Origin of the sequence: Sphingopyxis sp. JAI128, from assembly GCF_014207235.1 — a bacterium.
Classification (GTDB): Bacteria; Pseudomonadota; Alphaproteobacteria; order Sphingomonadales; family Sphingomonadaceae; genus Sphingopyxis.
Window position 1 is genome coordinate 480441 of the sequence record NZ_JACHDA010000003.1, and the last position, 12568, is coordinate 493008.

Annotated in this window: 11 protein-coding genes; 6 read left to right on the plus strand and 5 right to left on the minus strand. The window is 66.3% G+C overall.

Annotated features, from left to right (window positions below):
• The first annotated feature begins 185 nt into the window (after positions 1–185).
• Positions 186–2915 carry a TonB-dependent receptor gene (locus HDC35_RS09690; RefSeq protein ID WP_184646100.1) on the plus strand — a complete coding sequence of 910 codons (2730 nt, stop codon included), beginning with the start codon at positions 186–188 and terminating at the stop codon, positions 2913–2915.
• A 135-nt stretch (positions 2916–3050) separates the two neighbouring features.
• On the opposite strand, the gene holA is transcribed toward HDC35_RS09690, so the two are convergent.
• From holA to HDC35_RS09710, 4 genes are all read right to left on the minus strand, one after another.
• A complete protein-coding gene (holA, locus tag HDC35_RS09695; protein WP_184646102.1) occupies positions 3051–4082 on the minus strand; it encodes a DNA polymerase III subunit delta in 1032 nt (343 codons plus the stop codon).
• Between the two features lie 5 nt (positions 4083–4087).
• Complete coding sequence (gene lptE / locus HDC35_RS09700; protein WP_184646543.1) at positions 4088–4636, minus strand: LPS assembly lipoprotein LptE; 549 nt, start codon at positions 4634–4636, stop codon at positions 4088–4090.
• Between the two features lie 118 nt (positions 4637–4754).
• Entirely contained in the window at positions 4755–7304 is a 2550-nt protein-coding gene (gene leuS / locus HDC35_RS09705) for a leucine--tRNA ligase (protein WP_184646104.1), read from the minus strand.
• 53 nt (positions 7305–7357) lie between these two features.
• Positions 7358–7828 (minus strand): DUF3576 domain-containing protein, encoded by a 471-nt coding sequence (locus tag HDC35_RS09710; RefSeq protein WP_184646106.1) that lies wholly within the window; start codon positions 7826–7828, stop codon positions 7358–7360.
• 328 nt (positions 7829–8156) lie between these two features.
• Here HDC35_RS09710 and HDC35_RS09715 point away from each other — a divergent pair, with 328 nt between their 5' ends.
• Positions 8157–8819: a hypothetical protein gene (locus tag HDC35_RS09715; RefSeq protein ID WP_311770752.1), complete on the plus strand. Its 663-nt coding sequence runs from the start codon at positions 8157–8159 to the stop codon at positions 8817–8819.
• Here HDC35_RS09715 and HDC35_RS09720 read toward each other — a convergent pair.
• A complete protein-coding gene (locus HDC35_RS09720) occupies positions 8792–9418 on the minus strand; it encodes a thiamine phosphate synthase (protein ID WP_184646110.1) in 627 nt (208 codons plus the stop codon). The genes HDC35_RS09715 and HDC35_RS09720 overlap by 28 nt on opposite strands.
• 56 nt (positions 9419–9474) lie before the next feature.
• Here HDC35_RS09720 and HDC35_RS09725 point away from each other — a divergent pair, with 56 nt between their 5' ends.
• The 4 genes from HDC35_RS09725 (at position 9475) to HDC35_RS09740 (ending at position 12531) form a co-directional block, all read left to right on the plus strand.
• Positions 9475–10137, plus strand: a complete 663-nt coding sequence (locus tag HDC35_RS09725; protein WP_184646112.1) for a YggS family pyridoxal phosphate-dependent enzyme — start codon at positions 9475–9477, stop codon at positions 10135–10137.
• Between the two features lie 150 nt (positions 10138–10287).
• On the plus strand, positions 10288–11103 hold the full coding sequence (locus HDC35_RS09730; RefSeq protein ID WP_184646114.1) for a glycine zipper domain-containing protein: 816 nt from the start codon (positions 10288–10290) through the stop codon (positions 11101–11103).
• A gap of 191 nt (positions 11104–11294) precedes the next feature.
• Positions 11295–11825 (plus strand): hypothetical protein, encoded by a 531-nt coding sequence (locus tag HDC35_RS09735; RefSeq protein ID WP_184646116.1) that lies wholly within the window; start codon positions 11295–11297, stop codon positions 11823–11825.
• 181 nt (positions 11826–12006) lie between these two features.
• The gene (locus HDC35_RS09740; RefSeq protein ID WP_184646118.1) at positions 12007–12531 is read left to right on the plus strand and encodes a hypothetical protein; all 525 of its coding nucleotides are present in this window, start codon (positions 12007–12009) and stop codon (positions 12529–12531) included.
• Positions 12532–12568: the final 37 nt, after the last annotated feature.

The window sequence follows — 12568 nt, forward strand, 5'->3', positions numbered from 1 at the left end:
GCGGGACAGGCAATGTCCCGCCCCTTTCTTTTGCCCGGCAAAGTCAACCCGTCACTTCTGACAGCTGTGGCACAAAAGCCGCGCCCTTTCGGGAATGACGTTACGGCATGGCGCCGCGGTGGTGACAGACGCCCGCAGCATGATAGCCTTCGCTTCAAATATAATAGGAAGAGGAGGGCCTGTTCATGAACCATCATGCCTATCGTGCCGCTTGCCTGCTGCGCTCGGGCGCCGCCGGCCTGTCGCTCGTCGCCTCGCTGGCGGCGGCGCCGGCCATGGCGCAGGATGCCGTCGGCGCCGAAAGCGAAGACAGCACCATCATCGTTACCGCGACGCGCCGCAGCGAGGCGCTGTCCGACGTGCCGATCGCCGTCTCGGCGGTCACCGGCGAGACGCTCGAAAAGAGCGGCGCGACCGACGTGCGCGCGCTGGGGCAGGTCGCGCCGTCATTGCTCGTGTCGGGCGCTACGAGCGAGGTCAATTTCACCGCGCGCATCCGCGGCATCGGCACCGTCGGCGAAAACCCCGGCCTCGAAAGCTCGGTCGGATTGTTCATCGATGGCGTCTACCGCAGCCGCACGGGCGTCGGCCTGTCCGAACTCGGCGATATCGAACGCGTCGAAGTGCTGCGTGGCCCGCAGGGCACGCTGTTCGGCCGCAATTCGACCGCGGGACTGATCAACATCGTCACCAAAGGTCCCGACCTGTCGGCGTTCGGCGCCAAGGGATCACTGTCCTACGGCAATTATGATTATTGGCGCGTCGACGGCATGGTCAACGCCCCGCTGGGCGACAAGGCCGCGGTGCGGATCGACGGCGTGTGGCAGCAACGCGACGGGTTCATCCGAAACGTCACCTTGGGCGAGGGCGACATCAACGACCGCGACCGCTGGCTGGCCAAAGGCCAGTTGTTGCTCGAACCGACGGAGAATATCACGTTGCGGCTGATCGCCGACTATAGCGAGCGCAAGGAAAATTGCTGCGGCGGCGTGTTGTTGGGTCCCGTTCGCAACCTGACGCGCGGCGCCGACGGTTTCCCCGTCGCCTCACCGAATACGCTGCTCCCGCTGCTGCAATTGCTCGGCGCCAATCACCAGGTCCCGTCGCAGGGGACGAGCTTCATCCGCCAGCAGGCGACGACGCCCGGGGTGGACTACCGGTCGGATACCAAGGACTGGGGCGTTTCGGGTGAACTCAACTGGGATTTCGGCGGCGCGACGCTGACCTCGATCACCGCCTATCGCGACTACAAGAATGCGCAGGGACAGGACGCCGATTACAGCGCGCTCGACATCTTGCGCCGCACCGACCTCGACCGCCGTTTCCGCCTGTTCACGCAGGAATTGCGGCTGCAGGGCGAAGCCTTCGACGGGCGGCTCGATTGGCTCGTCGGGGGCTATTACGCCACCGAGAAACTCGATGTCGACGACGACATCAAATATGGAGCCGATTACCAGCGTTACGCCAATTGTCTGGCGGCGGCGACGCTGGCACCGGCGCTGCTGAACCCCGCGTCGGCGACCTGTTCGAACCTGCCCGCGGCGAATTTCCCCGGTTTCCAGGGGATCGCCGCGCTGCTCGGCGCCGCACCGCTGAACGGCACGGGCAACAATGGATCGACCTTTGCGCAGCGCAGCACCAACTATGCCGTGTTCACCCACAACAGCTTCGACATCGTCGAGGATGTGCTGACGCTGACCGTCGGCGCGCGCTATACGCACGAAAAGAAGACGCTGGCGGGCGACGCCAATTTCACCAACACGCTCTGCCCCGCGATCGTCAATTCGTCGTTGCAGGCGCTCGCCAGCCTCGCCTGCGTGATCAACGGCACTGCGCCCGACATCGTGCGCGGCGCACCGGGCACGAAATTCAGCGAGGGCCAGTGGACGGGCACCGCGGTGCTCAGCTGGAAACCCGACCCGGCATGGCTGATCTATGGATCGGCATCGAAGGGCTACAAGGCGGGGGGCTTCAACCTCGACTATTCGGCACTCGACCGGCCGTGCAGCACCACCGCCGGGTCCGATGCGCAGGATGCCGCCTGCGTCGCGGCGCTGGCACGGCCCGCGAACACGTCGGGCAATGGACGCCCCGAGGCGAGCGACCTGCAGTTCGCGAGCGAAAAGGTCGATGCCTATGAATTCGGCGTCAAATGGGACGGACCTGGGATCGACGTCAACCTCGCCGCCTTTTGGCAGGAATATAGCAATTACCAGCTCAACACCTTCAACGGTATCAATTTCGAAGTGACGAATATCCAGGCGTGCAAGGACGATCTGGGAACCGGGCCGATCGACAATAGCGCCGCCACCGGAGCCTGCCCGTCCGACCGGCTGAAGCCCGGCGTCGTTGCCAAGGGGTTCGAGATCGAGACATTCATCCGTCCCGCGCGCTACCTGTCGGTCAATATGGGGCTGACCTATGTCGACACGCTCTATCGCCGCAACCTTGTGGGGACCGGCGGGCGGCCGCTGTCGCCGGTGCTGTTCCAGCTTCCCGGCCGCGGCGTGTCGAACGCCGCCAAATATGTCGCGACGGCGGGGATCAGTTGGACGCCGCCGGTCGGCTCGTCGGGGATGAGCGCGCTCGTCTATCTCGACACGCGCCTGCAGGGCGACACCAACACCGGATCGAACCTCGACGTCGAAAAGATCCAGGACGGTTTCGCCGTCTTTAACGGCCGCATCGGTCTTTACGGCCGCGATCGCCGCTGGGGGATCGAGCTGTGGGGACAGAATCTGTTCAACAAGCGCTATTACCAGATCGGCGCCGACATGCCGCTACAGGGATCGAACAGCTTCCGATCGGTCGCGGCCCCGGCGGCGCTGGGCTTCCCCGCGACCGCGAACAAATTGTTCGTCGGCTTCCCCGGCGAACCGCGCACCTATGGCGTGACGCTGCGCGGCCAGTTCTGATCGACCTCTCCCCCTCTTCCTTGCGGGAGGGGAACCGGGCCTGCCGCGACCGGGCACTGTCGCGGCAGGCCTTTCGGATTGGGGTCGATGCGAGGCAATGGCGGCTTTGGGGTTAGCTGCGGTCAAAAGCCGACCTTACCGGGCCCGTGCAGCCTGATGCGCGATGTCGGTCATCAGCTTGCGAAAGAGCACGGCACCCGCGGTTCCCGATGCCTTGAGCGCACGTTCGCAATCGAGGAGCCGGCTCATCAACCGCGCGATGCGCAGCGAATCCCAGATGTGGAGCTGTGCGGTCACCGCGTCGCGCTCTTTCCAGAAAATGCCGCTCGTGCGTGCTGAGACGACCGTCGCGGGATGCGCGCCGGCATCGACTTCGGCGCGCAGGCGCGCAAGTGCGGCCGCCCGGATCGCCAACGCGCGGATAATACGGATCTCGGCGACGCCCACAGCCGCAGCAGTGGTCAACATCGCCGGAAGATCGCGCACCTTGCCGCCCAGCGCGACGTTGATGCATTCGCTGACATCCTCTTCGTGCGTCGCGGCGCCCAGTGCGGCGATATCGGCGGCGGTCACCTGCCGCTGGCGGTCGGGCGCGGCGTCGAGATAGAGTGCAATCTTCTCGATCTCGCGGCGCATCAGCGCTTGGTCGCCCGAAACAAGGTCGACGAGCAGCTGAGCCTCGGCATGAGCGATGCGCAGCCCCTGATCCTGGCCCGCCGCCATCGCGATGCCGACCAGCGCACGCCGGTCGGGCTGATAGCAGATCGCGGCGACGGCATGGTCCGACGCTTCGACCAGTTTGACCAGTTTCGACTTGGCGGTAACCGACGCGCCGGTCGCGATCACAGGGTTGATCGCGGTTTCGGCGGCGAGCAGCGCTTCGACCGCGGCAAGGCTGTCGTCGCCGCTGCCCGCGAGTTCGAGCCGGATGACGCGCGCGGACGAGAACAGCGACATCGAGGCGGCTTCCGCCGCGAGCAGCGACGGATCTTGCGACAGTTGCGCCCCCGTCACGCCGACACGTTCGGCGTCCCGACCCGCCAGCGCGACCAAATGGCTCGCGACGGCTTCCATCGTCGCCTCGTCGGGGCCCGTGAGCAGCGCGAAGCGGACGGCGGGATCGAGCCGCGACTGGCGTTCAAAGTCGGCGGGTTTGACCGTTTTCATACCCGCTAGGGGTTCGTGGCGGGCGCCGGAGTCGCCTGTTCCGCGGCGGCGCCGCCGCGGTTCGCGAAGACCGCAAGCCGAGTCACGATCTGGTCGGCGACCGCCGAGGCGAGGCGTTCGAGCGCCGAGGATTCGGCGGCGATCGTTGCATATTCGCTGCCCACCACATCGATCCCCGCGTCCGAGAAGGCCGTTGCATCGAGCACCACTTCGCCCGAAGCCGCGTCGACGAGCTGGTAGCGCGCGCGCAGTGTTCGCCGTTCGCGTGTCACCGCATCGTCGGCACGGACGCCAAAACCCGTGATCGAATCCTCGAGCCGGACATCGAGCCGCAGCCGCTTGCCCGCGCCGTGCCCGCCCTGTGCCGCCTCCAGCCGGTCGCGCAGCGCGTTGCGCACGAGCCAGCCCGAATGCCCCTCGATCGGCGCGACGTCGACGTCGGCGAGCACCGTCGCCACCGCCCCCTTGCTGCCGTTCGCGTAAAGTGGCCGCAGCCCGCAACCGCCGAGCATCAGCGAAGCGGCGACGAGCGAGGAGAGGAGGAGGCTGCGCATCTTAAACAATATTGACCCTTATCCCGTTCGTGTCGAGCGAAGTCGAGAAACCCCGAAGGCACGAACGAACGATGAGCATCTCGACTTCGCTCGATGCGAACGGAAATCGGGATGCCATTTACGGAACGATATTCACCAAACGGTCGGGTACCACAATCACCTTCTTGGGCGCCGCGCCCGCGAGCAATTCGACGATGCGCGGTCGCGCGAGCGCGGCGGCTTCGGTCGAAGCCTTGTCGAGGCCCTTGGCGATCGTCATCGTGTCGCGCAGCTTGCCCGCCATCTGGATCGCAATTGTCACCTCGTCATCGACGAGCAGTTCCGGATCGGCGACGGGCCATGCGGCGTCGGCGATCATCGCGGTCGTGCGCTGGCTTGTCGGCAGCGCCGCCCACGCCTCTTCGGCGAGGTGCGGCAGCATCGGCGCAACGAGCAGGATCAAGGTGCGGCACGCCTGGGCGCGGGTCGCCGAGGGCGGTGCCTTTTCGATGTCGTTCGCGAGCGCGTGGATTTTCGCCACCGCCTTGTTGAAGCCGAGCGCTTCGACGTCGGCGGCGACCCCCGCGATCGTCTGGTGCAGCTTGCGTGCGAGCGCCTTGTCCTCGCCGCCGTCGCCGATATTTTCGGTATCGCCGAACAGGCGCCACAACCGCTGGACGAAGCGCCATGCGCCCTCGATGCCCGCCTCGCTCCACGGCAGGTCGCGCTCGGGTGGGCTGTCGGACAGCATGAACCAGCGCGCGGCGTCGGCGCCATATTGGTCGAGGATCGCGTCGGGATCGACGACATTCTTCTTCGACTTCGACATTTTGATCACGCGGCCGATGTCGACCGGCGCGCCGTCGGCGGCCAGCGTCGCGCCGTCGGCGCTGCGCTCGATCTCGTCCGGCGTGAAAAAGACCGGCGGTTGGCCTTCGCCCTGCGCACGGCTGTATGTTTCGTGCGTCACCATGCCCTGCGTGAACAGGCTGGCGAAGGGCTCCTTGATGTCGATCATGCCGAGCTTGTTGAGCGCGCGCGTCCAGAAGCGCGCGTAGAGCAGGTGAAGGATCGCATGCTCGATGCCGCCGATATATTGATCGACGGGCAGCCAGCGGCGGATCACCTCGGGATCGAAGGGCTTGTCCGAGGGCGCACTGGCGAAGCGCAGGAAATACCAGGAGGAATCGACGAAGGTATCGAGCGTGTCGGTCTCGCGCACTGCTTCGCCGCCGCACGATGGGCAGGCGACATGTTTCCACGTCGGATGGCGGTCGAGCGGATTGCCGGGGACCGAGAAATCGGCGTCCTCGGGCAGCACGACGGGGAGCTGGCTCTTCGGCACCGGCACCATTCCGCACGCCGCGCAATGGATGAACGGGATCGGGGTGCCCCAATAGCGCTGCCGCGAGACGCCCCAGTCGCGCAGGCGCCACACGGTCGTGCCCTTGCCCCAGCCTTCATGCTCGGCGCGCGCGATGACGGCGGCTTTCGCCTCCTCGATCGTCATGCCGTCGAGGAAGTGACTATTCACGAGGCGACCGGCCCCCGTGTAGGCTTCGGTTCCGGTGAAATGCTGTGCGGTCTCGTCACCCTCGGTGATGACGCGGTGGACGGGCAGCTCATATTTATGAGCGAAGTCGAGGTCGCGCTGGTCGTGCGCCGGGCAGCCGAAGATCGCGCCGGTGCCATAATCCATCAGCACATAGTTCACGACCCAGACGGGCAGGTGCCAGTTGGGATCGAGCGGATGCTCGACCGACAGACCCGTGTCGAAACCCAGCTTCTCAGCGGTGTCGATCTGCTCGGCGGCGGTGCCCTGGCGGCGGCATTCCTCGATGAAGGCGGCAAGGCGCGGTGCGTCCTTTGCCAGTTTCTCGGCGAGCGGGTGATCGGGCGAGATCGCCGCGAAGCTCGCGCCGTAAAGCGTGTCGGGGCGCGTCGTGAAGACGTCGAACCCCGGCCCGCCGCCGGCCATCTTGAAGCTGAACTCGAGCCCCTGCGACTTGCCGATCCAGTTTTCCTGCATCAGCCGGACCTTGTCGGGCCAGTTGTCGAGCGACCCCAGCCCTTCGAGCAATTCCTCGGCGAAATCGGTGATCTTCAGGAACCACTGCGACAATTTCTTCTTTTCGACCAGCGCGCCGGAACGCCAGCCGCGGCCGTCGATCACCTGCTCGTTCGCGAGCACGGTCATATCGACCGGGTCCCAGTTGACGTAGCTTTCCTTGCGCGTGACGAGGCCATGGGCAAACAGGTCGAGGAACAGCGCCTGTTCCTGCCCGTAATAATCGGGCTCGCACGTCGCGAGTTCGCGGCTCCAGTCGATCGCGAGTCCCAGGCGCTTCAATTGCGCGCGCATCGCGGCGATATTATCGCGCGTCCAGCCGCCGGGGTGGACACCCTTTTCCATCGCGGCATTTTCGGCAGGCATGCCAAAGGCGTCCCAGCCCATCGGATGCAGCACATCGTGTCCAGTCATCCGCTTGAAGCGCGCCAGCACGTCGCCCATCGCATAGTTGCGGACGTGCCCCATATGGATACGCCCGGACGGATAGGGGAACATCTCTAGAATATAAGCCTTGGGGCGATCCTCACTATCGGTCGTGGCAAAGCTGTTCGCCGCCTCCCACGCCTTTTGCCAGCGGGCGTCGGCAGCGAGGGCGCCAAAGCGCGGTTCGCGGGTCATTCGTCGGTTACCCCGTTAGTCTCAATGGGCAGGCGCGCGTCCGCGCCGCCGGATTAGTCCCTGATGGCGCTGCGACGCAGGTCGCGGGCGCGGGTGAGGATGATCTCCTCGAGCTTCTGCACGGTCGCCGCCTGCACCGGCGAATCGACCCAGGCCCCGCCCTGCGACACCTGGCGCGACGCCGCGACGCGCAGTGCATCGGCGCGGAGGTCCTGGTCGAGGATCGACACGGTGACCTTCATCCGCTCGCCGGGGTTGCCGGGGTTCGCATACCAGTCGGTGATGACGACGCCGCCCGCCGAATCGGCCTGGAGCAGCGGCATGAACGAAAGGGCGTCGAGCGAGGCGCGCCACAAATAGCTGTTCACGCCGATCGTCGTCACCTGGCTTGCGGCGAGGTCGGCGCGCGGCCGCTCCTTGCCGCCGCACGCCGAGAGGCCGAGCGCCGCGAGCCCGAGCAACGCGAGCGTGGCCGGACGGCCGAACGAAGCGCCGAGCCTGGCAGGGGCGGAAAGCTGGAACATGCCGATAACACCTTATCACTTGGCGACGCCCGGACGAAAACCGGACCACGCTTGGCGGAATTGCCAGCGTCTCTATCGTCCTTGTCGCCGCCCCGCAAGCACGGCAATTTCCGCGCTGCGGCGGTTCAGATTCTGGTCAGAATCGTTCCGGACTGTGTTGATCGCGCAACAATTTCGGCGAAAAGCGGAACGGCTGCGACAAATTGACGGGATTCGCTGGAAATATTGTGGCAGGGGGCCTATCTCCTGAGTCGATTGGGGTTGGAGTCGCAGAGCAATGGCGCGGACATCGCGACATTTTTGGAAAGCAGGTCTCACCGCTTTGGCGGTGACGTCGCTTGCGCTGCCGCCAGCGCTCGCGGCAATGTCGCGTTCCGACCGTATCCGCGACACCTCGCTGTCCGAAACCCTGCTCGGCCAGTTCACGCCCGCGTCGGGCGATCCGCGCCTGATCGCGCGCTACGCCAAAATATCGGCCGAGCAACGCGGCAACTTCAGCTTCACGCCGGCGCTGACCGACGAAAGCCGCAAGAATCGTGCGATCACTGTCGTGATTCGCGCCCGCGAAGACGCCTCGGGTAGCGCGCGCACGGCGGGGCTGCCGACCGGCCGCACCGCGCCGATCGCAATCACGCCCGTCGCCTATGATCTGGGCGCGTCGGTCGGCTTCGAAAAATTCGTCACGCCGTCGCTGCCGCGCGGTACCGACCTTCGCAACCTGCCGGTTGCAAGGGCGCCCGAACAGGCAGAGAAGAAATCGCGTTTCGCGACCCGCATGCTCAACCGGCCGAGCGACCCGAGCGGCGCGACCGACCGCGTCACCGCGCCGGGCAGCGACCAGGCCGTCGATGTCGTCAGCAGCTATCGCCTCACCAAGAATATCGATGTGACGGCGGGCGTCCGGTACAAGAGCGACGACCGCGTTGAGCCGCTGACCGATTCGCGGCGCGACAGCCAGGCGGTCTATGTCGGGACGGCTTTCCGCTTCTGACGCGCCCGGCGCTTCGCCGCCCTTTCTTCCCAGATATCGATCCCCGCCCATCCGGTCCGGCATCCGCGCGCATGGCTCAACACCCGCGCGCGCTTCGACGTCATGCCGCCCAGTGCCACCGCGGCCGTTCCCCACCGTCGCGCAAGGCGCAGCCACGCAGCATGCCCCAGCACGGGTGCGCCGGGATGCGAGCGCGTCGGATGCAGCGGGGAGACGAACACGGCATCCGCCCCCGCCCGGTGCGCCCGGCGCGTCTCGCGTGCGCTGTGGACGGGCATGGCGACGAACAGGCCAAGTCTGCGCGCCTGCTTCGCGCGCGCGGCATGCTGGTGCCGAAGATGGACGCCATGGGCACCCCCGCGCCGCGCCTCTGCGGGAAGGCCGGCGAGAAGAACGACCAATCGCCGCGCTCTTGCAGTGCGCATCAGCCGGCGCAACAGCCGCCAGCGTGCACCACGCGCGAGGCGGTCGTGGCGCAGGACGATGCCGCTTCCCGGTGGGAGCAGCGCCGCAAGCGCGAGCAGACCCGTCTTCGCCCGTTCGTCGCTGAACAGCCATTGGAGCGGGAAATCGAAGGAGGAGGGGTGGCGCACGCGCATCGCGCTTTCTATAGGCGCGTCGCGAGCGCACGCAACGCGCAGGATGGAACGGGACGATGAGCGAAGCAGCACACCGGCTGGCAGAGGTGCGGGCGAATATCGCCGACGCGGCGACGCGCGCGCAGCGCAAGGCGGACGACATCTGCCTGATCGCGGTGTCGAAAACGCACGAGCCAGACGCCATTCGCCCGCTGATCGCCGCGGGGCAGCGCCATTTCGGCGAGAATCGCGTGCAGGAAGCCGCCGCCAAATGGCCTGCGCTCCGCGCGGAGACCCCCGGCGTCACGCTGCACCTGATCGGCCAGCTGCAATCGAACAAGGCCGAGGAAGCGGTCGCGTTGTTCGACGCGATCCATTCGGTCGACCGCAGCTCGCTGATCCAGGCCATTGCCAAAGCGTGCGCCAAGGCCGGCAAGCAACCGGAGCTGTTCGTGCAGGTCAATATCGGCAACGAAGAGCAGAAGGGCGGCTGCGCCGTCTCCGACCTGCCCGCGCTGTTGACCGAAGCGAAGGCGGCAGGGCTTATGGTCGGAGGGCTGATGGCGATCCCGCCCGCGGCACAGGAGCCCGCGCCTTATTTTGCGCTGCTTGACGAACTGGCCGACCGGCACGGCGTGCCGCTGCGGTCGATGGGCATGAGCGGTGATTACGAGACCGCGGCGATGCTGGGCGCGACGCATGTGCGTGTCGGCACGGCACTGTTCGGAACGCGTGAATAGGCGATCGCCACCGGAATCGACCGAGCCTCCACGTCCTCCTTGCGCCAAATCGGGACAGATTCGTCAGGGTTAACGGATTCGCCCAACCGCGCCGATTTTGCTAACAAGCTGTTAACCAACCGGTTCGGGCCGGCGAACAGGGAGTTTAGCATGCGTACCATCATGTTGCTGGGTGTGGCCGCAGGGTCGTTGTTGCTGGCGGGGCATGCCCGCGCCGAAACACCCGCGCTCGACTATGGCGTGCCGGCCGATCCCGACGTCCGCGTCTACACCGGCTACCCCGACCGCGTGCCGAGCGAAGTCGATTATCGTACCGTCCGCGGAACCTATGACGCCGAGGGCCGCTGGACCGGTACCTGGGACGGCACCTATGAAGCGCCCGATGGCCGCCGCTACGACGGCCGTTACGAAGGCACGGTCGAAGGCCATGGCGCCGCGTATCCGCCGCCGCCCTACGATCCCTATTACGGGGGGTACGACCCCCGCTATCACGAAGACATGGAACGCCGCTGTGGCCGGGGGGGCACAGTGGGCGGCGCGGTTGTCGGTGGGCTCGTAGGGGGGATCGCCGGCAACCGCATCGCCGGGCGCGGCAACCGGACCGAAGGCACGCTGATCGGCGCCGGCGTCGGCGCGATCGCCGGCGGCGCAATCGGCGATGCGTCCGACAAGAAGAACTGCGAAGAGTGGCTGGCCAGCCGCGAGCAATATCGCGGCGGCTACTATCAGGGCGGTCATCATTCCGGCGGCTATTCGACGACCTATCACCACGGCGGCTATGGTTATGGCTACGGCTATTACACGCCGGGCGTCGTCGTCACGACGATCATCACGAACGGCGCGCCGGTCGTGACCGAAACCGTCGAAACTTCGACTCGCACCTATTATGAGACGGTGCCCGTGCGCAAACGCCATGTCGCGAAGAAAAAGTGGAAACCGAAGCCCAAGCCGCGCTGCGTTTGCTGATGCCCGTATAGGTCTGGTCACCTGTATCCGGTCGAAGGCCCGTCGTTTGAAAGGACGACGGGCCTTTCCCGTTCCAAGACTCGCCTTGCCGCACATCCGCAACGGTTCAGCGGCGCGAAAGCACGACCGGCCTAGACCTGACATATCGGGGCCGGACCGTCCGGGGCCTCGCCGAAGGGGAGTTGTCCTCGATGCGTAAACTGACCAGCGCCACCACCGCGGCAGCGATCGTCCTGACGTCGGTCGGGTTCGCCGCCACCCCCGCCGAAGCGCGCGGACGCCACGGCGGATGGGGTTATCGCCATCATGACCGGATCAGCACCGGCGACGTCCTCGGCGGCCTGCTCATCATCGGGACCATCGCGGCGATCGCCAGCGCCGCCAGCAAGGACCGGCGCGAGCGGGCGCCCGACTATCGCTACGACCCGCCATACCGTAGTGACGAGCGGCAGGACGTACCGCGATACCAACCCGACGGCGCCGACGACGGCGCGACCGGCCCCTATGGCCGCGGCGAGGCGGAAGCGCGGGCGGCCGACGCATGCAGCTGGGCGGTCGAGGGCGAAATGGGCGAGGATGCGCGCGTCGACGGCATCACCGGCACCGAAGCCTCCGCCGGCGGTTGGTATGTCACCGGCACCGCCTCGCGCCTCGGCGGCGAGGTGCGGAGCTTTGGCTGCAGCTATCGGAACGGGCGCGTCGTCGACGTCAGCTTCGGCTGACCCAGCTGGATCGCAAGCAAGGCCCCGCCCCCGGCGTGGGGTCTTTTCTTTTATGAACGCCAGCAAAACCCAGACTGAACCCCAGATAAGCGCGGGGTTCAGCACGGCGTCACCGCCGGTCGGCTAAACCATCCTCAACAGGCTGCGACACGCCGCCTGCGCTTTTTGAGGAGACCGAACCATGGCTATCAAGACAAAGCTGACCAAGGCCGCAATTGGTGCGGCCACCGCCGGCGCGATGCTGATGAGCGCCGCCCCCGCCGCCGCGCGCGACCGGCACGACCGCGACGGGATCAGCGCGGGTGAAATCATCGCCGGCGCCGTCGTGATCGGCGGCCTCGCCGCGATCCTGTCCAGCGGTGACAACGACCGTTACGACCGCTACGACGACCGCTATCGCGGCCGCTATAACGATGCGCGTTACGGCTATGGTTATAACTATAACCGCTATGGCAACAGTCGCAGCGCAGTCAACCAGTGCGTCAACGCTGTCGAACGTGGCAGCCGGCGTTACGGCCGCACCGACGTGACCGAAGTCACCAGCATCGACCGCAAGCGCGACGGTTATCGCGTCAAGGGCCGTGTCGTCGTCCGCGATGGCTATGGCGGCCGATGGGGTCGAGGCGGCTATTATGACAATGGCAAGTTCAACTGCGACGTCCGCTACGGCCGTGTCCAGAGGGTGAAATTCTCCGGCCTGCGTTAATAATGCACCCAGTGTAAAATCGCGCTCGGCCCGCCCG

Coding starts and splice junctions, on each gene's coding strand:
- lptE (WP_184646543.1), bottom strand. CDS start 4,636: ATGCGCAGCCTCCTCCTCTCCTCGCTCGTCGCCGCTTCGCTGATGCTC.
- leuS (WP_184646104.1), bottom strand. CDS start 7,304: ATGACCCGCGAACCGCGCTTTGGCGCCCTCGCTGCCGACGCCCGCTGG.
- HDC35_RS09730 (WP_184646114.1), top strand. CDS start 10,288: ATGCGTACCATCATGTTGCTGGGTGTGGCCGCAGGGTCGTTGTTGCTG.
- HDC35_RS09720 (WP_184646110.1), bottom strand. CDS start 9,418: ATGCGCGTGCGCCACCCCTCCTCCTTCGATTTCCCGCTCCAATGGCTG.
- HDC35_RS09740 (WP_184646118.1), top strand. CDS start 12,007: ATGGCTATCAAGACAAAGCTGACCAAGGCCGCAATTGGTGCGGCCACC.
- HDC35_RS09725 (WP_184646112.1), top strand. CDS start 9,475: ATGAGCGAAGCAGCACACCGGCTGGCAGAGGTGCGGGCGAATATCGCC.
- HDC35_RS09735 (WP_184646116.1), top strand. CDS start 11,295: ATGCGTAAACTGACCAGCGCCACCACCGCGGCAGCGATCGTCCTGACG.
- holA (WP_184646102.1), bottom strand. CDS start 4,082: ATGAAAACGGTCAAACCCGCCGACTTTGAACGCCAGTCGCGGCTCGAT.
- HDC35_RS09690 (WP_184646100.1), top strand. CDS start 186: ATGAACCATCATGCCTATCGTGCCGCTTGCCTGCTGCGCTCGGGCGCC.
- HDC35_RS09710 (WP_184646106.1), bottom strand. CDS start 7,828: ATGTTCCAGCTTTCCGCCCCTGCCAGGCTCGGCGCTTCGTTCGGCCGT.